The sequence below is a fragment of the Frankia sp. CoBUL1 genome (assembly GCF_978021245.1).
The window spans coordinates 1-21,807 of sequence record NZ_CDXDOS010000021.1; the positions used below are offsets into that span (position 1 = coordinate 1).

Here is a 21,807-nt window from a genome sequence, read left to right on the forward strand (position 1 = left end):
CACCGAAGACCGTTCACCGATCGCATCGTGTGACGGTATTCAACGTCAGATCCGCCCCCAGGATAGCGTCACTCGCTGTGAGATCCGTCGGATCATTGGCGCCGGAACCACCGCCGCTGCACCGATCAGCTCGATGGATCCCGCCAATTCCGCGAACAAACCGCGCCCGCGCGGTGGCGGGCACATCCGGGACGACGAACGAGCCGAATAACATCACGTCAACATCATGGATACAACGGCGACCCACCATGCGACGAAAAGACGACCGCGGAAGTCCACCGGCGGCGCGGCAGCGGGCACTACAGAACTTCGTCGGGGGTACGACCCTGGGCCCGGTTGCCGATCCTTCCTCGGGCGGGAGCGACGGCACACCCCATGGAAGGATCGCAACCGACGGGCCGGCAGCGATCGCAAGGCCGATTTTTCAGGACTCCTCTGGACATCCACCAGGCGCCAGGAATATTTTTCCGCCAGCACGCCACAATTCACCGGGATAGCACGATCAATGCCCGGCTGAGGGACCGCCGTCTGGGGGGCGACCATTGGCTGAGAAGCAGCGAGCGGCCAGGGGGCTCCTGTCCTCAGGCCCACCCGCTATGACCAGGATTTTCGGGCGGGACCAACATTACGCGGCCCGGTATTACGGCCCCTGGAAGAAAGTATCACCGGCGGGTGCGAGCGGATTTGAGGACACCCGGGAAGGCGTCGCCGCCGGATCCGTCGTCCTCGGCGCTTGTCGCGGCTGGCACGTTCAGCGACGCCGCCGGGTCCGGCGGAACGGGTGTCTACCGTGATCGATCACCTGGGGACGTCGATGGCGCGGTCCGGCCGGGCGGCGGAGGCAACGCGGCTCGACCAGATGATCTATGCCTGGCCGCGCCGAAGCAGGACGGGCGGCGAGGGTTACCTCCCGACGGCGAGCTCCCTGGGCTCCACGGTGACCAGGTCCTGGAGCGGGCTTCTCGCCGGCGAGGTCGAGCTCGACGAGAGCCGGGTCCCCCACCCACCGTCGGCGCTCGCCTACCTCATCCGATCTCCGGATCATCCCGAGGCGCCGGATCATCTCACGGCGATGGATCCGCACCGCATCCCGGAAGCAGCGCTCGTGCACCGGATCCGGATCCCGGAACACGGCGGCGACGGCCGGGCCCGGCTGCGTGCCCACATCCTGATCGGCCGGGCGGACTATCTGACCGAACGGGTGGGGCTCGCGTTGTACGCGGCGGGTGGGGTCGTGGTGGGGAACTCCCGCACCATCCCGCGGCTGGCTCCCCTGCACCTGCGCGACCTCACCGCACGCCGGCGGACGGGCGAGCGGACCCTGCGCCAGTCAGCGCGCGCGGGGGTGCGGCGCGATCGGCTCGTCACGCTCATCGCGACGGTACTGGCATGGTCGCGGGCCGAGCGTCCCTTCGTGGTGGCCAACACTGGTTCGGATGAGGCGCTCATGCTGATGTGGGCCCTGGTGGAGATCCTCGAAGGCGTTCTGCCCTACCGGCTGACCTTCTCCACGCATGCGACCACCGTCCCTTCAGGCGCCGCCCCCTCGGGCGCGCGGCACACCGACGAGCCAGGCCCGCGGTTCCTGTTCGTCCCGTTCGAACCAGAGTGTGCCGGTAATGGGGAGCCCGCCGCGATCCACGTGGATCCGCGGGTCGGGCCGGACGCTCCACCGATCATGACCGCCGCCGCCCGGCTGCTCGTGGACCTCCACGGCCGCGGTGGGATGCGGGGAATCGGCGACCTGCTGGCCCTGGTCGGTGACGAGATGTTCGATCCGAGCCGGCCGGAAGCCTGGTGCCGGCGGGTGATGGGGAACGGGGTCGAGAGGACCACCGCGCCGCCGCCCGGCGGCGACCTGGCCACCATCGCGGATACCGCGGGTGCTCCGCGCGCGGGCTCCCCGGATACCGCGAGTGGTTCGGGTACGTCGGGTCCCCCGGATCCGGCACCCCTCTCGACCACGACCGATGCCGTCGGCCTGGGACACGCGACGGCCCCGACCGCGCCGGGCGATCCGGCACCGGCAGCGACGACAGGCGCCGGAGCGCTCGCCGTCCGCGAACACCTCCGCGAACGGTACGAACGCCTGCGGGCTTCGAACTGGTCGAGCTCCGCCGAACAGGGCACGGCCGCGGACCCCGTGCGCCGTCTTTTCACCGCCCTCATCGAACCGGTCGGTCTGCCGGCGGACCTGGCGAGCGTGGAGCGACTGCGCGGTCAGTTGCGCCGGGTCGCGGGGCTGCTGGCCGGCCCCGTCGCCGGCCCGGGCGGCGGGCTCGTGCCAGCGGCCCGGGCAACGGACCCCGGGAACGGTTGCGCGAGGAGATTGTCGGCGTCATTCTGGGCCGGCTGCGGGAGGAGGAGCCGCCCGGCCGGATGATCGACAAGATCTCCAACGCGGTCGCCGAGGAGCAGCGCCAGGTCGAAGGAACAATCTCCGCCCTCGCGGACGAACTCGCCGCGTTGCGGCTTCCTTCGCCCGCACAGGTTCACGACGAGCCACCGCACCGGGACGAGCCACCGCACCGGGACGAGCCACTGCGCCAGGCAGTTCCGCTGCTCGCGGTCGCCCTAGAGTCGATCTTCTCGGGATACCGGATGACCTCCGCGCGCGACAACGCGATCCGGCTGGCCACGGAGACCGTCGAGGCGCTGCGCGCCGCCCGACCGGACCACCTGTCGGCGTCGCCTACCGGTGCTTCCCGACCCGCCCGACTCGCCGTCACCGTGCGCCGCGTCCCCCGACCTGCCACGCCGCCGCCCGCCACACCGGAATCGGCCACCGCGCAGCCAACCGATCCGGGCTCAGAGGAACGGCGGCACCTGGAACGGCTGGAACGGGACGCGGGGAACGCCGTCATCCGACACGTCGCGGAGGCGTATCGGCAGGAGTGGTCGTACTGGGACGATCGTCTGCACCCGATCGACCGGCTGCTCGCCGCGTTGGGCGTCCCGCTGGGCATCTCCCTCAACGACGCGGCGTACGACCCTCTCGTCGATCCGCTCAAGTCACCCACCGAACTCCGCGAGCTCGCCGCGCTACGTGGCCTGCTGCACTGCACCCTGCCGCAGCGCGGCGAGCCCGCCCGGTCTCCTCTCGGAACGGTCTCTCCACGCCCCCCGGCCGCCGTACCGATGTCCTGGCCCGCGCCGCGAGCGACGTCACTCAGGCCATCACCCGACGGCTGGCCCCGGACGCCTACCAGAGCGACCACGACCGCGCCGCCTACATCGACGCGGTGCACCGCGCGGTGACGACGATGCAGCGCGAAGTCGTAGAGATGTTGACCCGGCTGGTCGCGGGGCTCGCCGCGCTCGCGATCCCGGCGGCCGCGGTAGACCCCGCCGTCTGGGCCGGGCGCCGCATCGATCTGATCCATCAGACGCTGCGGGCCCTCTTCGACCTGTTCGGCCTGCCCGAGGGTTTCGAATTCGCCAGAGCCCTGGCAGACGAGGTGGTGACAGGCGCCGCGCCGACGGGTGGCGGGTCACGGTGGCCCCCGGAGTCGGCCGCGGCGAAAGTCGTGCGTCTGCTGCGCGAAACCCATGCCCGGGGAGCCGATGCGTTCCGGCTGCTCGTTCTCTACGCCCCGGGATGGCATACCGCCGAGGACATCCGCGATGACATCGCCTACGCGGGGGCCTCCCCGGTCGGGCCACCCGGCCGGCCCGCGTCGCGGGCACATGAGGCGGAGGTACTCGGAGCCGGTGCGCGCCCGTATTTCGAGCGGTTGGTCGCGGTCGAGGCCGCGTCGGGACGAGGCGACGGGCCACTGATGCAGACCGTGCGGCGCATCGCCGGCCTCTACCTGCCCGGCGCGTCCCACGAACCCGGTCCGCCAGGAGCGCCAGGAGCGCCAGGAGCATTCGAGAACGATCTACGTGTCCTGGGTGCGGAGCTCACCGCCCGCATTCCGCCGACCTGGCCGGATGGTCCCGATCCGGCGATCGCCTTCCTCCGAGCCTGCCAGCTTGGCCAGCCGAACGCGGCCCGCGTCTTCGGGCTGTTGGTCCGACATGTTCCGAACTGGGACGATGCCTGGGATCTGCACGAGGTCATCCGCCGGGACGGTGCCCCGGGCCAGGAAACCGCCCATCCGGAGGAGGGGCCGTTGACGGGTCCGGAGTTGGCCAGAGCGGCGGAGAGGTACTTCCGCCGAACAGTGCGGGGATCGGAGGCAGATCGCCCCTTCCCCGCCGACCTGGAACGCGTCGTGCGCCGGCTGGTGGCGCTCTACCTCCCCGACGACCCGCGGCTGCGGGCCGCGAGCGAGCTGCCCGGCTTCGTCGAGAGCCAGGTGATCGCCGCGATCAGCCGACCCGCACCGCTCAGGCGCCGCCGCCTGCTCCCGTGGCTCGCCACGACCGCCATGACCACCAGAGTCGCCGTGACCGCCGTGACGTTGTGCCTGACCCTGATGATCTTCCTCACCGTGATGCGTTGATGCGGCGGCGAACAATCACCGTCTCGCGCCCCCCGATACGAGCCGTCACCGTTCATCGGAGGCATCCTTCGTGGCGCCCGCCTCTCGGCGGGGCCGCCCGGGGGTCGGCCCTACTCGGCCGCGCCCAAGTCTGGAACAATGCTCAGCACTTGTGTCAGTGTCGCGACACATACCCGGTCTCTTCTGAGTTGATGCCCTTAGGTATGAAGGAAGACGGCTGGCGACACGTCCTACAGCGTGATCGTAATTGCTACGGCGAGGACGGAGGCCATGGGTAGCCCGCTGGTAACGATCATGCTCATTGTGATGCTGCTGGTGGGTGGGCTGGTCTTCGTCATCCTCAACAACCGGCCCGCCCGGCCCGAGGAGAACCAGCGACGCTCTCGTGGCCTCGACCATCAGCGCCACCGATACGGTACGGTGCCGATCCGTGACAGCTCTGACGCCACCCCGCCCGACGGGATCGTGCCCGGCTTCGCCGAGCCGGCGCCGGTCTCCTCGGCAACCGGTGCGACGGGCAACACGGCGGACAGGTCAGCGGACAGCGCGAGCGGCGTCCCGGACGCAGGCGCGGCATGGGGAGGGTGATGTGACCTCGCAGGTTTCCGTCGGCGGCGGTGAAGGCGACCGCGATCCCGACTCCACCGGCTGGACGCCACCGCCCGCCGGTCAGCCGCACCTCGGGCCCGGTGCCTTCGGTGACGAACGGGCGGATGCCACCCGCTACTACGACCCGGCGACCGGCGACTATCCCCTCCCGCCACCCGGGGAACACGCGCCGGCTCCGCGCGGCGCCGAGTCAACCCGAACGGTTGAGGACACGCCGTGGGAGAGCTCCCCCACGGCGACGACCGTCCCCGTGGCTCCGCCCGCTCCCCCGAGGAGGCAGACAGGCGATCTCATGGCGATCGAGCCGGAGCAGACGACGGCCGCCGCGCTGCGACTCGCCGCCGCGGGGCGCACCCGCCGGGGCAAACGCGGCGGTCCCAACGAGGACGCGTTCGTCGTCGTCGACGGGCTGCTGGCGGTGTCGGACGGGGTCGGTGGCGAGGCTGCCGGCCAGATCGCGTCCACGCTGACGGTCACCACGGTGGCGGGTTTCCGCCCGCAGTACGCCGAGGATCCGCTCGCGGGCCTGCGCAAGGCCGTGGAACGGGCGAACTGGGTGGTCCGGACCCGGGCTCGAGAGGAGCCGGCCTGGCTCGGCATGGCCTGCACGCTGGACGTCGTCATCCTCGGGCGCCAGCAGAGCACCGGCGAGTACCTCACCGTCGCACACGTGGGTGACAGCTCGGTGTGGTTGCAGCCCGGCAAGGGACGGCCGCGGGCACTGACCACGCCGCACGCGATCCGTAACGGTCCGTTGCTCAACGCCGTCGGGCTCGCTGACGAGATCGAGGCGGACATCTTCAGCGAGCCGGTCCGCGCCGGTGACCGGGTCGTTCTCGCCAGCGACGGCATCACCAAGGTGATGAGCCTGGAACAGCTCGACGGCCTGCTGAGCGCGCTGGGGCCCGAGCCGCCCGAGCGGGCCGCGGACGCGCTCGTCGAAGCGGCCCTGCTGGCCGGTGCCCGGGACGACACCACCATCGTCGTCGCGGATCTGGTGTCCGAACCCGCCGCCCGGTGAGTTCGTCCGGACATCCGGTCGTCCGGCCCGGTGTCCGGACGTCCTAGATAGACGGGCTGAGACCCGCCGACAGCCGCCCCGAGAGGTCAGGAGACGCGCTGACCGACCGGGCAGTCCAGGGCGCTGGCGCGGGTCAGGCCGTCGACGGACAGCCGGGCGGACAGGCGCACCGGTCCGGACGACTCGGTGAGAATGCCCGTCCAGCCCCCGGCCGCCCGGAAGACGCACGCCGTGCCCCCCGACAGCTGCCAGTAGGGGGTGTAGTGCACGAGCACCGTGGCGACCCCGGGCGCGTGGAAGTCGACCGCGACCGAACTCACCCCCAGTTCGGTGAGCGAGGCCGGTCCCTGCACCAGGCCCGGGGAGTCGGTGACGAGCCACACCTTCCAGTGCGCGTTCTGCCAGGCGAGATCGAGATAAGGCAGACCGGCTCGCAGCAGCCTGGCCTCGGCGACCGCGGAGGGATCCAGCTCGACGTTGGGGAGGGCGACGTAGCGGATGCCGCGGGCGAGCAGCCACTCGTGGTAGGTCTCGGCGTTCAGGGTGCCGTCGTAGAACAGCGCGTTGTACTTGCTGTCGAGCTGGCGCAGCCAGCCGCGGGCCATGGGTACGGACGGGGCGACGAAGCGCGCCTCCCAGTGGGCCCGGGTGAAGGGGATCTCCACCCGCCCGGCCGACACCGGTGCGCCGCGGTCGAGGTAGTCGAGGAGCTCGGTGTAATAGGCCTTCGACCCGGACGGATCGCCGTGGACAAGCAGCGCCCCGTGCACCGGCCCGATCTGCCAGCCGATCAGCGGGATCGCCACGACCGCGAGGACGCGGCGGCGTTCGGCGAGCAACAACGCCGCGGTAGGGCCGGCGAGCAGCGTCGCCGGTCGGGTGATGTTTCCGCCGATCTGGGTGGGCACGAAAAAGAAGACCACTGCCGCGGCCGCCCAGAGCAACAGGCCGTGCCGGATGAGCCGGATGAGCCGGGCGTGCCCGGGCACGACGAGCAGGCCGACCGCGATGAGGGTCAGCAGCGACAGGAAGGTGAGCGCGGGAAAGGGCTGGTACCCGTCCTCGGGAAACGCGAGCGCGACGATGATGCCGGATCCGGCGCCGGCGAACGGGAGCGCCCGGCGCCATCCGATCGTCGGCAGCAACGCGAGGCCGACGAGCAGCACGAAGCCGCCGGCCAACGGAGACGCCAGCGACGACAGGACCGCGCCGATCCAGGTCAGCTTCGTGTGCCGTTCCCGCGCGCCGACCAGCGCCAGAGCACCGAAGGTCATCCCGAGCGCGAACGGCATGCGGCCCACGACGAGGTTCGCCACCGTCGAGACCGCGAACCAGACGAGGACCAGATCATGCCCGGTCCGCAGGCCAGGACCGCGGAGCAACCGGGTCACGATCATCGTCGAGGCGACGCAGGAGATCGCGCCGAGCGGCTGTACCCCGACAAGCGCACCGAGCGGGGGGAACAGCACACTGTAGCCGGGGATGGTGTGACCGCCGTACCACTGATCATCCCAGAGCACCACTCCGCCGTGCCGGAACAGCCAGACCCGGTACTCCTGGGCGGGGGTGTCCGGACCGGTGATGCCAAGACCGACGCACAGCAGGCAGAGCGCGGCGGTCAGAATCCAGGGCCAGCGGCAAACCGCCACGACGACAGCGAGAACACCCCGCACGAGCGGTCCGCGGTGCCGCGGCGGCTCGAGGGCGATGGAAGGGGTCTGGGGCAGTGTGGCCACGCGAGGCTCCGACCCGGGGTGCCCGGGCCCACCCGTCGCTGGGGCGGTCGACGCCGTCCGCCCCCCCGAGATGGCGTCAGGCGGGGAACCCGGGGTCGCGAGCGTTGTCACCCGCGACCCCCCCACACACCGACGACAGTCCATCCGCCGTCTCCGACCGGACATCACCCGACAGCTTGCCCCGCGGGCGGCGTCAGGCCGCGCCCGTCCCGTCCGGACCGGGCAGCGGCCGGTCCCGACCGGCCGGCATCCTGGCCCCGACCAGGGTGACCCTGCTGGTCCTCGCCGGTGGCGGCGCCGCGGTCGTGGCCATGATGAACGAGGGTCGGCTCGGTTCGCGCGATCCGCACACGACCGACCCTTCCTCCTGGTGGGGCATTCTCCCATCGGCGGCCTCGTCGGATACCGCAAGGGGCGTCCTGGCCGGCCTGGCGGCCCTGGGCATCATCACTCTGTGTCTGTGCTGGGGCGGACTTGTGCGCGCGACGATCGCCGGCCGCACCTCCCCGCGGGCCGCCCTCGCGGCGTGGATCGTCTGGAGCCTCCCGTTCGCGGTGGGCCCGCCACTGTTCAGCCGGGACATCTACGCCTACGCCGCTCAGGGTGAGCTGGCGAGGCTCGGCCTGGATCCGGCGACACACGGCGTCTCCGCCCTGCTGACCGCCGAGGGCTCGGGCTCGGCGTTCGTCCGGGCCGTTGACCCCCGGTGGTGGAACACCCATGCGCCCTATGGCGGTGCCGCGGTCGCCGTGGAGAAGAGCGCCGCGGCCCTCGGCGGCGGGCCGGCCGGGACGGTCGCGCTGCTCAAGATAGTCGCGATCCTCGCAACGATCGCGATGGTCGTCCTGACGCTACGGCTCGCCGGACCGGAGCCGGGCCGACGGGCCCTGGTCATGCTGCTCGTCGCGGCCAATCCGGTCGTCGTCGTGCACCTGATCGGCGGAGCCCACCTCGACGCAATGGCCGCGGCGCTGCTCGTGGCGGCGCTGGTGGTGGACCGCCGACGGCTCGTCTCGGCACCGGCGTCCGGCCCGGAGGGAAGGAGCACGCCGACGGCTCGGCAGGCCGCGCTCGGCGCCGCCGCAACGGCGCTGGTCAGCGTGGCCGGAAGCGTCAAGGCGACCGCGCTCCTCGGCGTCGCCTGGCTGGTGCTGGCGCATCTGCGGGCCGCCCGGTCGGCGCGGCGTCCGATCCGCGCCGGCGCCGTGCTGCTCGCGGCCGATGCCGCCGCGGTCGCGCTCGCCGCGGGGCTAAGCATGGTGGCTGGCGGCTTCGGCCCGACCTGGATCCACGCGTTGTCCACGTCGGGCACCCTGACCACGGGGGCCGCACCGGCCTCGATTCTCGCCGCGGCGGTCGACGGGGTCGACGGCATGCTTGGTCCGGTCGGCCGCCATCCGTCCGGCGCCGAAACGCAGCGGGCGACTCGGGCCCTGTGCCTGGCCGGCGCGGCGCTGGTGGTGGCCTGGCTCGCCCTGCGCGCCTGGCGGGACCGGGACGGGTACACCGGCCGTCGGCACGACCTGATCGTGCTCGGCTATGGCGGGCTGGCGGTGGCGCTCGGCAGCCCGGTGCTCTACCCCTGGTACCTCGCGCTGTGCCTGCCGGCACTCGCGGTCGTCGTGGCCCTCGCCCGGTCAGCCCCGCCGGCGCCCCACCCTGGAACGGCCCGTCCCAGGACGCCGGGGATGCAACCACGCCGCATGAGGCGTCTCGGGGCGGCCGTCGAGCGGATCGTCGGGGGGTTCGGGGGGTGGACCATCGCCCTGGTGGTCGTCACGTCGGCCTGGCTGTGCCTGACGACCCTCGCGCCGCTCGCCGCGACCTGGCGGCTGCTCGGGCGCGTCGAGACGTCCCTGGCCGTCATCGGCTGCGCCGGCCTTGCGGCCGCGGGAACGGTCATCACGCTGGTCGCGATCCGGCGGCGGCACGCCACGCCCACCCGCAGACGGTGACCAGTCCGACGTTGCGGACCACCAGGACCAGGCTCACCATGATCCGTCCCTGGACGACGTCGTTGTACCGCCACGGATAGACGACCTGGGAGAGCACAACGCAGATCAGCAGCAGCGCCACCCACCACCACGACGGTCCACCGGCCGGGACGGGGGCAGCCGGCCCGCCAGCCGGGACGGTCAGGCCACCGGAGCCGGCGGGCCGGGCCATCGCGATCCAGACCGCGACGAGCGCCATGATCCACACAAGGTACTGCGGGCTGAGCACGCGGGCGGTCACGACCACGACAAGCAGCAGCGCGAGCGTGCGCCCCACGAGCACACCGGCCCGGCCCGCGCCGTCCGCCGCCGCGGGCGGACGCGCCCATCCCCACCACCACAGGGCCGAAATGGCGATCACTACGATCTCGGTCAACGAGCATGCAGTGGCCACGCCGCGGGCCAGCGGGGTGTCGAACTGGAGCGAACCGTAGGAATAGCCGGGTGCCGTTCCATGGCCGAGCATGTGGGCGACGACGAACGGCGTCGCGGCCACCGCCTCCACCTGTAGTCCGCGGGCCTGCTGCGCGCCGAGAAACCCGAACGCGTCCCGCCACCACCCGGTGACCGCGAACAGCGCCGCGAGCCCCCCGACGGCGCACAGGACGCCGGCGGCAAGACGCAACCAGTCCGGCGAGGGCGCCGGGAATCCACCGGTGGGCCGGCCGGGAGGCGGACCGGGGGGCGGATCGGTGGACGCCGACCGACCCGGGGACCGAAGCGACGGACGGGACAGGGCGATCAGCAGCAGGACCGGCCAGATCTTGAGCAGCGCACCCGCGGCGAGATGAAATCCCGCCCGGCCGAACCGGCCCGCGGCGAGCGCGAGCACGGCCGCGACCGCCGCCGCGGCCGGCAGCAGATCGAAACGGGCCAGCGCCACCGGTCCCAACGCGGTGAGACCGGCCACCCAGAACCCCGCCGCCGGGACCGAGCGACGCACCAGCGCGGCGGTCAGGACGGCGTCGACGGCCACCATCATCCCGATGAACACCGCTCGATAGGGCAATCCCAGATAGGCGTGAGTTACGTCGGGCAACACGAACACAACTGCCGCGCCCGGCGGATACTGCCAACGGTCGTCACCGGTGGGCATCCCCTCGCCGCGACTGAGCCCGCGGCCCCACTCCGCATAGATGTGTAGATCGCCGAGCACGCTCTGCTGCATGCCGAACGCCTGGTCGGTCACCACCAGAGTGACGAGGACGGCACGGCTGACCAGCCACCATGCCCAGAGGCGCCGGGCTGACCGGTCGGGGGTGCCGGCTCCGGGACGAGCGAGCGCGGCCGGCCGTCCGGGTGCGGACAAAGCCGGCCCCCCGGCGCGCCGCGGCACCGGGAGGCGGCTCGACGGGTCCGCGCGCACGCTCGCGACCGTACCCGCAGGTGTCTGGTGGGCGATGGCGCGCCCTGCGCACACCTGACGGACGGCATCTCCCGTCACCTATTGTTTGCGCCATATCGAGTCACCACCGCGGCGCGCAACGGAGCGCGCCGTGGCCGGCGGACCGGGCGGCGCGTTCGGCGGCGAAGGGTGGCTCGAAACGCGCCGCGGAGGTGCCTGTGATCCTCGGATCCGGCTCAGCATGGGACACGGCCTGCGTTCAACTGGCGAACGCGGCTCGTCATCTGGGCCTTGACGACGGTATGCACGACCTGCTCCGCACGCCCCGCCGGGCGATCACCGTCAGCGTTCCGCTACAGCGCGACGACGGTCAGCTGACCGTGCTGACCGGCTATCGCGTCCAGCACAACCTCGCCCGTGGCCCGGGCAAGGGAGGGATCCGCTTCCACCCAACCACCGACCTCGACGAGGTCAAGGCGCTGGCGATGTGGATGACCTGGAAGTGCGCGCTGATGGGGATCCCCTACGGCGGGGCCAAGGGCGGCATCGCGGTGGAACCGGCGATGCTCTCCCTGCCGGAACGCGAACGCCTGACCCGGCGCTACGCCGCCGAACTCGTCCCGTTGATCGGACCGGAGAAGGACATCCCGGCACCGGATGTGGGCACCGACGAGCAGACCATGGCCTGGATCATGGATACCTACTCGGCGCACACCGGGTACACCATCACCGGCGTGGTAACCGGCAAGCCGCTGTCCATCGGCGGTTCCGCCGGTCGGGCCGGGGCGACCAGCCTGGGGGTGCAGCTTTCGGTGTTCGCCGCGCTGCGCGAGACCGGGCGCGACCCGCACGCGATGACGATCACGGTCCAGGGCTTCGGCAAGGTGGGGGCGCTCGCGGCCCAGTATCTGCACGACGCCGGTTGCACTGTGGTCGCGGTCTCGGACGTGAAGGGCGGGATCTACAACCCGCAGGGACTCAACCCGGCCGCCCTCATCCGCCATCTCGCCGGCGGCGCGGAGACGGTCGTCGGCTACCCGGGAACCGACACGATCACCAACGACGAGCTCCTGGAGCTCGACGTCGACGTGCTCGTCCCCGCGGCGTTGGAGGGCGTCATCACGGTCGAGAACGTCGACCGGGTCCGCGCGCCGATCATCGTCGAGGGTGCCAACGGCCCGGTGACCGCCGAGGCCGACCAGGTCCTGGACGACCGGGGCGTCCTGGTGGTGCCGGACATCCTCGCCAACGGCGGCGGGGTGGCGGTCTCGTACTTCGAGTGGGTGCAGGACATCCAGGCGTATTTCTGGTCCGAGGACGAGGTCAGCGACCGGCTCCGGGCGCTGATGGACCGCGCGTACCGCGAGGTCTCCCTGCTGGCCACGACCCAGAAGATCAGCATGCGCAGCGCCGCGCACGTCATCGGGGTCGGCCGGGTGGCCGACGCCCACCGGACCCGGGGTCTGTATCCCTGACCGGCATCCCTGACCGGCATCCCTGACCGGCGGTCATGACCGCCGCGCGCGCCCCGGGCGGCGCGGCGGTCGTGCCCCTGGGGCCGGCAGCCCTGGGGCCGTCGCCGCCTGCGCGGCCGCGGCGGCGACCGCCAGCAGCGTGTCGTGATCGTCCGCCGGGGCGGACCGGTTGCGGCGCCGATGCCCGCACCGCTCGCAGACGTGCGTGATGACCAGATCGTGCGTACGGCTCTCCACCGCGACCGGCCGCATCACAGCGCCGCACCGCGCCGCCCGGTCGCCGGGGTTGACGTCAACGTGCCGCGACGACAGACAGGACGGGCAGTGGTTGGTGTACCCGTCACCACGCACGGCCGTCGCGCAGACCAGGCAGACGAAGTCCTCGGTGGTGCGGGTGAAGCGCCGGCTCACCGGCCAAGGGTAGGCCACCACACGGCGTGCCCCGCCTGCCCGGAAGCCAATCAGCGCCAACGGTAGCCAATCGGGGCGCTCGGAGCTGGCCGGAACCGGGTGGGGGCCTCCCGCCAACATCTCATCGTATCCGCGCCGGGCGGCCGGGCCGTGGGCGGGACGTGTGTCGCCGGAGACGCCGAGGATGTCGGACCCACGGGGTGAAATAGTGGGCGGCGCACCATACCGGGCGTGGTACGTCGGCGCACCATCGCGCCCATCGTCCCGGATGCGTCCCGAGGAGGTCCCGCTGTGGAGGCAGCACATCCTCTGCCGCCCGAGAGACTGCCGCCCGAGAAACCGGCGCGGGCGGACGTCCCGCCGAACGAACTGTCCGATCGCGATCGTCGCATGTTGCGCTTCGAGCAGGGTTGGTGGCGTCACCCGGGAGCCAAGGAGGAGGCGATCCGGGTCGAGTTCGGACTGTCATCAACGCGCTACTACCAGCTGTTGAACCGGCTGATCGATTCGGAAGCCGCGCTGATAGCCGATCCGATGCTGGTCCGCCGGCTGCGCCGGCTGCGGGAGCAACGCCGGGCGGCCCGATCCGGCCGACATGACCGGGCCGAGAGGTAAGACCACGCATGACACATGCCACGAACGCACCGCAGCGGCGTCCCCACCGGTGGCGCCCGGACCGGCTTCACACCCTCGGCGCGGGCGTCGTCGCGGTTCTCGCCGTACTCGCGGGCATCCTGGTGGTCAATCTGCTGAACGGCTCGTCCAACACGGACGGCTCCACCACCCAGGTCGCGGCCCCGACGCGCTCGGCGCGGCCGGGCACGGACCAAGCCGGCGGCGGCCGGACCACTCCGGCCCCGCCGCCGCACCGCGCGGCGGCCCCGGCCCCCGGCCCGGGGGCCACGAAGACGGCGTCGGCGTCCCCGAAACCGACGCCGGCGCCGTCCGCGTCCACCGCGACGAAGCCGCCGGCCCCGCCGGGACCAAAGGCCACAGCCCCGGTGGTCGTCCTGAACAACTCGCGGATCGCCGGACTCGCCGAGGTGGCCGCCAAGCAGGTCGAGTCGGCCGGGTTCCGGGTCGAGCGGGTGGGCAACTACCAGTCGATCTACAACGTCCCGGTGACGACGGTCTTCTACGACGACGCCGACGCCGACGCCGCCCGCGCCCTGAAGGAGGCGATGCCGGGCATCGAGAGCATCGTGCCCCGGTCGAAGACCAGAATCGTCTCCACCGACACGCTGATCCTGGTGATCACCCGCGACTTCCCCGCCCATCCGGAAAAATGATCACTTGACCGCCGCGCCGCGCTCCTCACCGGCGCCCGACCACCTCGACCCGTGACCGAGGAAGGCCCAGTGACCGAATCCGCGCCGAACAGCCCACCCGCCCCCCGCACACCCGCCGGGGGCGCTGGACTCGCAGCCCTGCTCACCGCGCCCGAACGCGCCCTGATCGCCCTCGACTACGACGGCACCCTCGCGCCGATCGTCCCGCGGCCGTCGGACGCCGTCCCGGCGCCGGGGGCGATGGATGCGCTGCGCCGGATCTCCCATGAGATCGGCACCCTCGCCGTCATCACCGGACGGCCGGTGGACTCTCTGCTGGAACTGACCGGGCTGGAGAAGATCCCTGACTTCGGAAACCTGATCATCCTTGGCCAGTACGGACTGCAACGCTGGGACTCGGGCAGCCGCGCGATCAGCAGTCCCGAGCCGCTGCCCGGTGTCGCCGCGGTCCGCGCGGCGCTGCCCGAACTGCTCCGCGACGCCCCGGTCGGCACCGCCGTCGAGGACAAGCACCAGGCGCTGGTGGTACACGTGCGGCGCACCGCCGATCCGGACTCGGCGCTCGCCGCGCTCACGCCGGCGTTGACGGCCCTCGCCGAAGACCATGGGCTGGAGGCGGCACCGGGCAAGCGAGTACTGGAGCTGCGTCCGCCCGGGCACGACAAGGGCGGTGCGCTGCGCAGGCTCATCGCGGCCTGCCAGGCGCGCTCGGTGCTGGTCGCCGGGGACGACTACGGCGATCTGCCGGCATTCGAGGCCGTCGACGAGCTACGGGCGGGCGGGCTGCCCGGCATCACCGTGTGCAGCGACAGCCCGGAGGTCCCGGACGTGATCCGCGAACGCGCCGACCTGGTCGTGGGCGGGCCCCCCGGGATGGTCGCCCTGCTGGAGGTGCTGGTCGAGCGGCTCAGCGGCTGACCGCCCGCGCCCTGTTCGCTCATCCCCGCAGGGCGCACTCAGCCCGCCCGGGGCTCATCCCACCCGCATCAGCCGGTTCGTGTCCGGCGGGTGGTCGTCCTCCCGCAGGCGGATCCACGCCGTCAGGGTGGGCTCGGCGCCACCGCCGTACGGCCGGTTCGGGCCGACCAGCATCTCAATGCCGACGACCCGCCGGTGCGTGTTCGTCAGCGCCACCAACTCGATGATTCATTACTGTACGTGATTTCTCTGGATGGAAAACCTGAGCCAGGGGCATTTCCGTGAGATATCTGTCGCCGATTCGTGAGCCTCACGCCGCCCAAAAATACGATCTTGATGGACCAGCGTACAGGGCTGAGCGGATGGCCTACTCTCCGCAGTGTGCGTCGGATGCCGGGAGCCGAGGAAGACACCCTGCCGCGGCTGTGGCCGACCGGCACCGCGCGGGTGCTGGTCGCCTCCAACCGGGGGCCGGTGGCGTTCGCCGTCGGGGACGACGGGAGGCTGCGGATCCGGCGGGGCGCCGGCGGCCTCGTCAGTGGCCTCAGCCGGGTGGCGGCCGACAACGGTGACGGTCCGATGGCGTGGGTGTGTGCCGCCCTCAGTGACGCCGATCGCCGGGCGGCGCGTTCCGCGCCTGCCGGCCGCCTCGATCTTGCCGGCCACGACACCGACGGCACCGCCGTCCGGATGCTCGACGTCGACCAGGTCGTTTTCGACCGCGCTTACAACGCGGTCGCGAACCGCACGCTCTGGTTCATCCACCACCTGCTCTACGCGCCGGCGTCGCAGCCGGTCTTCGGCCCGGCGTTCCGCCGCGACTGGCAGGCGTACGAGACCTACAACGAGATGTTCGCCCAGGCCCTCGCGCACGAGGCCGCCCCGGGCGCCTCGGTGCTGATCCAGGACTACCACCTGACCCTGGTCGCCGCCCGGCTGCGGGCGCTGCGGGCGGACCTGCGGATCGCCCACTTCAGCCACACTCCCTGGGCACCGCCGGAGTACTTCCGGATACTCCCGGACGAGGTCAGCGAACAGATCCTGCGCGGCATGCTCGGCGCCGACCGGCTCGGGTTCCTCACCGACGCCTGGGCCGACGCGTTCCAGGAATGCTGCCGCGACCTTCTCGGACTGCGGATCGACCGGCGGGCGGTGACCATCGGGACGGCCGGGTCGGGACGGGGAGCCGGGCGGCACCGAACGGTGCGGATCGGGGTGCATCCGCTCGGCGTCAGCGCGGACGAGCTGCGTGGCCGGGCCGCCGCCACCGACGTAGCCGCCCGGGCCGCCGAGCTGGTCGACTTGGCCGGCGGGCGGCGGCTCATCGTCCGGGTCGACCGCACCGAGCTGTCCAAGAACATCGTCCGCGGTCTCGACGCCTACCGGGAGCTGCTGCGCACCCGTCCGGAATGGCGCGGCAAGGTGATGCACCTGGTCTGCGCCTACCCGTCACGGCACGATCTGCCGGAGTACCGGGAGTACACCGCCGCGGTGCAGCGCCTGGCCGCGGAGATCGAGGACGAGTTTGCCACGGACACCTGGCTGCCGCTGCGGCTGGAGATCACCGACGACTACCCTCGGTCGATCGCGGCCCTCTCGCTCGCGGAGGTGCTCGTCGTCAACCCGATCCGGGACGGCATGAACCTCGTCGCCAAGGAGGGGCCGATCGTCTCGACCAGGGATGCCGTCCTCGTGCTCTCCCGGGAGGCCGGAGCCTGCGCGGAGATGGGCACGGCGGCGCTGGTCGTCAACCCGTTCGACATCCAGGCGACCGCGCGGGCCCTGCACGCCGCCCTGACGATGCCCGCCCCCGAACGGCGTCGGCGCGCCGAGGAGCTGGCCGCCGTCGCCGGGCGGCTACCGCCCCAGCTCTGGTTCGCCGACCAACTGCACGCCCTCGCCGCCGACCGGTGACCGTCCGGTCTGCCCTGCCCTGCCGGGGCCGAACGTCGACGCGCGGACCGCGTTCAGACGGCGGCGTTCAGACGGCGGCGGCCGCTCGCACCGCGCTGGCCCAGCCGGCGCCGACCGGGCCCGCCTCGACCGTGACGTTGTCGTACCGCGTCAGCAGGGCGGCGATGTCCGGGTGCCGCACCGCGTTCGCGACCAGGTGCATCCGCCCGACATGGGGAGCCATGGCCAGGTCGCTGGCGGAATCGCCGATGGCGATCGCCTCGGCCGGTGACACCCCGCGCCGCTTGAGGTCGTAGGCGACCGCGTCCCCCTTACCCACACCGTCCGGGACCAGATGGTAGACGTGCGGATTCACCCCAAGATCAGGCATGTGGACCGGCGAGATCAGCCCGTTGTCACGCATGCTCAACCAGGGGAATCCGGTCTCGGCGAGCCAGCCGTCGACCTCCGACACGTCGATCTTCCCGCGAAGCATGACGTCGACCTCCCGGCCGGAGTGCCAGGGGGTGTGCAGCTCCAGCCGCCCGGGGTAGCGCTCGACCATCCGGTCGAGCAGGTACTCCGGTACCTGGTCGAAGTCGGGCGGCATCGCGCCGCGCAGGATCTCGCTGTCGCGCCCCTCGTTCCAGCCGACGATCGCGCCGAGCTCCCCGATGAACCCGTCCGCACCGAAGATTGCCGCGGCCTCGAGAAGCTGCGGACGGGTACGCCCGCTGACCAGAACCAGCGCAATGCCGGCGTCGTGCAGCTCGGCGAGCGCGCGAGCCGGCTCCAGCGTGATCGCTCCCCCCTCCGCCCGGAAGAAACAACCCTTGGGACCGACCATCGTGCCGTCAAGATCGGTATAGACGACGCGGATACTCACTGTTACAGACTCCCTGGCTCTGGCATGATCGGGCCGATCTCCGGGCATGGGGGCATGCGCGGCCGGTAGGTGCGGGCAGGCCCCGCCCGCACCGGTGGGACCACACCGAGAAACCTCCGACCGACCCATATCATGTCCACAACCAGAGGCAACACCGGTGCACGACCACCCGCGCACGGTCTACAGTACGGACAGACAACTTCATCTGGCTCATCCAGAGGGGCAGAGGGAACGGCCCAGCGAAGCCCCGGCAACCACCCGCATCCCGTGCGCGGCAGGTGCTAATTCCGGCCTGGTGGCAGACTGCCCCGGGAAAGATGAGGAGCTTCTTCATGACACTCGCGCCCGAGCGTGCCACCAGTCCCACCCTCGAGGTCGCGAACCCCGCGGTCTCGCTGTCCTGTCGGCACTGCGGCGCCACCTACCCGCTGTCCCCTACGCATGTGTGCGTGGAATGCTTCGCTCCTCTGGAAATCGCCTACGACCCGGACCTGCTGGCTCGAGTGACCCGAGAGTCCATCGAACGTGGTCCGGCGAACCTGTGGCGTTACGTCGGGCTGCTGCCCGCCGGGCATGACCCGGCGCGGCGGGTCTCCCTCGGGGCCGGCTGGACGCCGCTGCGCCCGGCCCCGAGGCTCGCCGCGGAGCTGGGGATGAAGACGCTCTATATCAAGGACGACAGCGCCAACCCCACCCACTCCTTCAAGGACCGGGTCGTCTCCGTGGCGCTCACCGCCGCCCGTGAGCTGGGCTTCACCACGGTCGCCTGCGCCTCGACGGGCAACCTCGCGCAGTCGGTGGCGGCGCACGCGGCCGGTGCCGGGCTGCGCTCGGTGGTGCTCGTACCGCACGACCTCGAGGCTGGCAAGACGGTCTCCACCGGGGTGTACGGCGGGACGCTGGTCGCCATCCAGGGCAACTACGACGACGTGAACCGGTTGTGCAGCGAGCTGGCCGGAGAGTACGAGTGGGCGTTCGTCAACGTCAACGTCCGCCCCTTCTACGCCGAGGGATCCAAGACGCTCGGCTACGAGGTCGCCGAGCAGCTCGGCTGGCGGCTGCCCGAGCAGGTCGTCGTGCCGATCGCCTCCGGTTCACTGCTAACAAAGATCGACAAGGCCTTCGGTGAGCTCGGCCGGCTCGGCCTGGTCGAGCCGACGCCGTACAGGGTGTTCGGTGCGCAGGCTGCCGGCTGCAACCCGGTGGCCGCCGCGTTCGCCCGCGGCGTCGGGACGGTCGCCCCGGTCCGGCCCGCCACAATCGCCAAGTCGCTGTCGATCGGCAACCCGGCCGACGGCCCTTACGCCCTCGACGTGGCTCGGCGGACCGGCGGGGCTATCACGGACGTGACCGACGAGGAGATCATCGACGGGATCCGGCTGCTCGCCCGCGCCGAGGGCGTCTTCGGCGAGACGGCCGGTGGCGTCACCGTGGCCACCCTGCGCAGGCTGCTGCGCGAGGGGCTGCTCGACCCGGCCGCCGGAACCGTCTTTTACAACACCGGCGATGGGCTGAAGACGCTCGACCCCCTCGTCGAGACGGGCGGACCGACCGCGACGATCAAGCCGTCGCTGCGCGCCTTCGAGGCCGCCGGCCTCGGCGACGACTGACTCGGGCCCGGCACGGCACAGCACAGCACATTCGACGAACTTCGTGGACCACGCCGGACCAACGGAAGGGCCGCGGACGACGGCGGGGTGCCGCAGGGGGATCGGAGTCGGGCACGCGGAACCATGGCCAGCTTGCACTCACCCAGGCCGAGTGCTAAACAAGACCTGGCACTCTCGCCTAGGGAGTGCCAAGGCTGAAACGGCGAGGCTGCCCGATCCGCGCTGTGTCCGAGGTGCATCACCCGGGTCCGGAGCAGGCGGGAGCCGTCCGTCGCGGGCGTCGTTAGGGCCAGGCCATCGAACCTGCCATCCCACTGGGAGGACCCAGAAACCATGCCGAAGATCATTGCCTTCGACGAGGAGGCTCGGCGCGGCCTGGAGCGCGGCATGAACCAGCTGGCCGATGCGGTCAAGGTCACGCTCGGGCCGAAGGGCCGCAACGTCGTGCTGGAGAAGAAGTGGGGCGTCCCCACGATCACCAACGACGGTGTAAGCATCGCCAAGGAGATCGAGCTCGAGGACCCGTACGAGAAGATCGGCGCGGAACTCGTCAAGGAAGTCGCGAAGAAGACCAACGACGTCGCGGGTGACGGCACCACCACCGCCACCATCCTGGCCCAGGCCCTGGTGCGCGAGGGTCTGCGCAACGTGGCTGCCGGCGCCAACCCCCTCGGGCTGAAGAAGGGCATCGAGGTCGCGGTCGAGCGCGTCTCCGAGGAGCTGTCCAAGCAGGCCAAGGAGGTCGAGACCAAGGAGCAGATCGCCTCCACGGCGTCCATCTCCGCGGGTGACTCGGCCATCGGCGGCCTCATCGCCGAGGCGCTCGACAAGGTCGGCAAGGAAGGCGTCGTCACCGTCGAGGAGAGCAACACCTTCGGCCTCGAGCTCGAGCTCACCGAGGGTATGCGCTTCGACAAGGGCTACATCTCGCCGTACTTCGTCACGGACGCGGACCGTCAGGAAGCCGTCCTGGACGACCCGTACATCCTGATCGTCAACAGCAAGATCTCCGCGGTCAAGGACCTGCTCCCGCTGCTGGAGAAGGTCATGCAGACCGGTAAGCCGCTGGCGATCATCGCCGAAGATGTCGAGGGCGAGGCGCTGGCCACCCTGGTCGTCAACAAGATCCGCGGCACCTTCAAGAGCGCCGCGGTGAAGGCCCCCGGCTTCGGTGACCGCCGCAAGGCGATCCTGGGCGACATCGCCATCCTGACCGGTGGTCAGGTCATCTCCGAGGACGTCGGCCTCAAGCTCGAGAGCACCTCGCTCGACCTGCTCGGCCGTGCCCGGAAGATCGTTGTCACCAAGGACGAGACGACCGTCGTCGAGGGTGCCGGCGACCCCGACCAGATCGCCGGTCGGGTCAGCCAGATCCGCAACGAGATCGAGAAGTCGGACTCGGACTACGACCGCGAGAAGCTCCAGGAGCGGCTCGCGAAGCTGGCTGGCGGCGTCGCCGTCATCAAGGTCGGCGCGGCCACCGAGGTCGAGCTCAAGGAGAAGAAGCACCGCATCGAGGACGCGGTGTCCAACGCGAAGGCCGCCGTCGAGGAGGGCATCGTCGCCGGTGGCGGCGTCGCGCTGCTCCAGGCGTCGATCACCGCCTTCGAGAAGCTGGACCTGTCCGGCGACGAGGCGACCGGCGCCAACATCGTCCGGCTCGCGCTCGAGGCGCCCATCAAGCAGATCGCCTTCAACAGCGGTCTCGAGGGCGGCGTCGTGGTCGAGAAGGTCCGCAACCTGCCGACCGGCCACGGCCTGAACGCGGCCACCGGCGAGTACGTCGACCTGATCGGCACCGGCATCATCGACCCGGCCAAGGTCACCCGCTCCGCCCTGCAGAACGCCGCGTCGATCGCCGGCCTGTTCCTCACCACCGAGGCCGTCATCGCCGACAAGCCGGAGAAGAACCCGGCCCCGGCAGTCCCGGGCGGCGGCGGCGACATGGACTTCTAGTCCAGCTCGTCACCCGCTGTACCCTGCACCACCATCTGGACGAGGGCGGCTCCGGTTCCCCCGGGGCCGCCCTCGTGCGTTCGCCCGTGCATCACGGCCGAAGGCCCCTATGCCAGGGGTCCCCGCACCGCGCCGAAGACCCCGACCGGCTACCCCAGGAAGCTCGCCGAAGGCGAGCCTTCCTGGGGTAGCCGGTCGGGGTCTTCGGCGCGGTGC

At 71.4% G+C, this 21,807-nt stretch carries 19 protein-coding genes and 1 riboswitch; of the genes, 14 read left to right on the top strand and 5 right to left on the bottom strand.

Going from position 1 to position 21,807, the window contains the following annotated elements:
* The 6 genes from AC08OX_RS03685 to AC08OX_RS03710 all read left to right on the top strand — a co-directional run.
* Nucleotides 1-211, top strand: a 211-nt coding sequence (locus tag AC08OX_RS03685; protein ID WP_476606512.1) for a hypothetical protein, incomplete at its 5' end; no start/stop codon positions are given.
* A 579-nt stretch (nucleotides 212-790) separates the two neighbouring features.
* Nucleotides 791-2,383 carry a hypothetical protein gene (locus AC08OX_RS03690; RefSeq protein WP_476606513.1) on the top strand — a complete coding sequence of 531 codons (1,593 nt, stop codon included), beginning with the start codon at nucleotides 791-793 and terminating at the stop codon, nucleotides 2,381-2,383.
* The gene (locus AC08OX_RS03695; protein ID WP_476606514.1) at nucleotides 2,317-3,258 is read left to right on the top strand and encodes a hypothetical protein; all 942 of its coding nucleotides are present in this window, start codon (nucleotides 2,317-2,319) and stop codon (nucleotides 3,256-3,258) included. Before AC08OX_RS03690 ends, AC08OX_RS03695 begins: the two co-directional genes overlap by 67 nt.
* Before the next feature lie 5 nt (nucleotides 3,259-3,263).
* Nucleotides 3,264-4,448 carry a hypothetical protein gene (locus tag AC08OX_RS03700; RefSeq protein ID WP_476606515.1) on the top strand — a complete coding sequence of 395 codons (1,185 nt, stop codon included), beginning with the start codon at nucleotides 3,264-3,266 and terminating at the stop codon, nucleotides 4,446-4,448.
* A gap of 270 nt (nucleotides 4,449-4,718) precedes the next feature.
* Nucleotides 4,719-5,036 carry a hypothetical protein gene (locus AC08OX_RS03705; RefSeq protein ID WP_476606516.1) on the top strand — a complete coding sequence of 106 codons (318 nt, stop codon included), beginning with the start codon at nucleotides 4,719-4,721 and terminating at the stop codon, nucleotides 5,034-5,036.
* A 1-nt stretch (nucleotide 5,037) separates the two neighbouring features.
* Nucleotides 5,038-6,078, top strand: a complete 1,041-nt coding sequence (locus AC08OX_RS03710) for a PP2C family protein-serine/threonine phosphatase (protein ID WP_476606517.1) — start codon at nucleotides 5,038-5,040, stop codon at nucleotides 6,076-6,078.
* An 86-nt stretch (nucleotides 6,079-6,164) separates the two neighbouring features.
* Here the strand turns inward: AC08OX_RS03710 and AC08OX_RS03715 are convergent, their stop codons facing one another.
* The gene (locus AC08OX_RS03715) at nucleotides 6,165-7,814 is read right to left on the bottom strand and encodes a hypothetical protein (protein WP_476606518.1); all 1,650 of its coding nucleotides are present in this window, start codon (nucleotides 7,812-7,814) and stop codon (nucleotides 6,165-6,167) included.
* A 266-nt stretch (nucleotides 7,815-8,080) separates the two neighbouring features.
* On the opposite strand from AC08OX_RS03715, the gene mptB reads away from it, so the two are divergent.
* Complete coding sequence (gene mptB / locus AC08OX_RS03720) at nucleotides 8,081-9,769, top strand: polyprenol phosphomannose-dependent alpha 1,6 mannosyltransferase MptB (RefSeq protein ID WP_476606519.1); 1,689 nt, start codon at nucleotides 8,081-8,083, stop codon at nucleotides 9,767-9,769.
* Here mptB and AC08OX_RS03725 read toward each other — a convergent pair.
* Nucleotides 9,717-11,228, bottom strand: a complete 1,512-nt coding sequence (locus AC08OX_RS03725) for a glycosyltransferase 87 family protein (RefSeq protein ID WP_476606520.1) — start codon at nucleotides 11,226-11,228, stop codon at nucleotides 9,717-9,719. The genes mptB and AC08OX_RS03725 overlap by 53 nt on opposite strands.
* Nucleotides 11,229-11,371: 143 nt before the next feature.
* On the opposite strand from AC08OX_RS03725, the gene AC08OX_RS03730 reads away from it, so the two are divergent.
* Nucleotides 11,372-12,628: a Glu/Leu/Phe/Val family dehydrogenase gene (locus AC08OX_RS03730; protein WP_476606521.1), complete on the top strand. Its 1,257-nt coding sequence runs from the start codon at nucleotides 11,372-11,374 to the stop codon at nucleotides 12,626-12,628.
* Nucleotides 12,629-12,661: 33 nt separating this feature from the next.
* Here the strand turns inward: AC08OX_RS03730 and AC08OX_RS03735 are convergent, their stop codons facing one another.
* The gene (locus AC08OX_RS03735; RefSeq protein WP_476606522.1) at nucleotides 12,662-13,039 is read right to left on the bottom strand and encodes an RNHCP domain-containing protein; all 378 of its coding nucleotides are present in this window, start codon (nucleotides 13,037-13,039) and stop codon (nucleotides 12,662-12,664) included.
* A 291-nt stretch (nucleotides 13,040-13,330) separates the two neighbouring features.
* Here AC08OX_RS03735 and AC08OX_RS03740 point away from each other — a divergent pair, with 291 nt between their 5' ends.
* The 3 genes from AC08OX_RS03740 to otsB all read left to right on the top strand — a co-directional run bounded on the left by AC08OX_RS03740 (nucleotide 13,331) and on the right by otsB (nucleotide 15,246).
* On the top strand, nucleotides 13,331-13,654 hold the full coding sequence (locus tag AC08OX_RS03740) for a DUF3263 domain-containing protein (RefSeq protein WP_084680675.1): 324 nt from the start codon (nucleotides 13,331-13,333) through the stop codon (nucleotides 13,652-13,654).
* Nucleotides 13,655-13,662: 8 nt separating this feature from the next.
* Nucleotides 13,663-14,328 (top strand): LytR C-terminal domain-containing protein, encoded by a 666-nt coding sequence (locus AC08OX_RS03745; protein ID WP_476606523.1) that lies wholly within the window; start codon nucleotides 13,663-13,665, stop codon nucleotides 14,326-14,328.
* A gap of 69 nt (nucleotides 14,329-14,397) precedes the next feature.
* Nucleotides 14,398-15,246, top strand: a complete 849-nt coding sequence (gene otsB / locus AC08OX_RS03750; protein ID WP_476606524.1) for a trehalose-phosphatase — start codon at nucleotides 14,398-14,400, stop codon at nucleotides 15,244-15,246.
* Nucleotides 15,247-15,300: 54 nt separating this feature from the next.
* Here otsB and AC08OX_RS03755 read toward each other — a convergent pair whose 3' ends face one another.
* Entirely contained in the window at nucleotides 15,301-15,462 is a 162-nt protein-coding gene (locus tag AC08OX_RS03755; RefSeq protein ID WP_023840657.1) for a hypothetical protein, read from the bottom strand.
* A 174-nt stretch (nucleotides 15,463-15,636) separates the two neighbouring features.
* Between AC08OX_RS03755 and AC08OX_RS03760 the strand changes: the two genes are divergently transcribed.
* Nucleotides 15,637-17,160: an alpha,alpha-trehalose-phosphate synthase (UDP-forming) gene (locus tag AC08OX_RS03760; RefSeq protein ID WP_476606525.1), complete on the top strand. Its 1,524-nt coding sequence runs from the start codon at nucleotides 15,637-15,639 to the stop codon at nucleotides 17,158-17,160.
* Between the two features lie 67 nt (nucleotides 17,161-17,227).
* Here the strand turns inward: AC08OX_RS03760 and AC08OX_RS03765 are convergent, their stop codons facing one another.
* A complete protein-coding gene (locus tag AC08OX_RS03765; RefSeq protein WP_476606526.1) occupies nucleotides 17,228-18,025 on the bottom strand; it encodes an HAD family hydrolase in 798 nt (265 codons plus the stop codon).
* A 207-nt stretch (nucleotides 18,026-18,232) separates the two neighbouring features.
* Nucleotides 18,233-18,349, top strand: a riboswitch (SAM riboswitch).
* An 8-nt stretch (nucleotides 18,350-18,357) separates the two neighbouring features.
* Between AC08OX_RS03765 and thrC the strand changes: the two genes are divergently transcribed.
* A complete protein-coding gene (gene thrC / locus AC08OX_RS03770; RefSeq protein ID WP_476606527.1) occupies nucleotides 18,358-19,635 on the top strand; it encodes a threonine synthase in 1,278 nt (425 codons plus the stop codon).
* Nucleotides 19,636-19,968: 333 nt separating this feature from the next.
* Nucleotides 19,969-21,591 carry a chaperonin GroEL gene (groL, locus tag AC08OX_RS03775; protein ID WP_011438752.1) on the top strand — a complete coding sequence of 541 codons (1,623 nt, stop codon included), beginning with the start codon at nucleotides 19,969-19,971 and terminating at the stop codon, nucleotides 21,589-21,591.
* The last annotated feature ends 216 nt before the right edge of the window (nucleotides 21,592-21,807 follow it).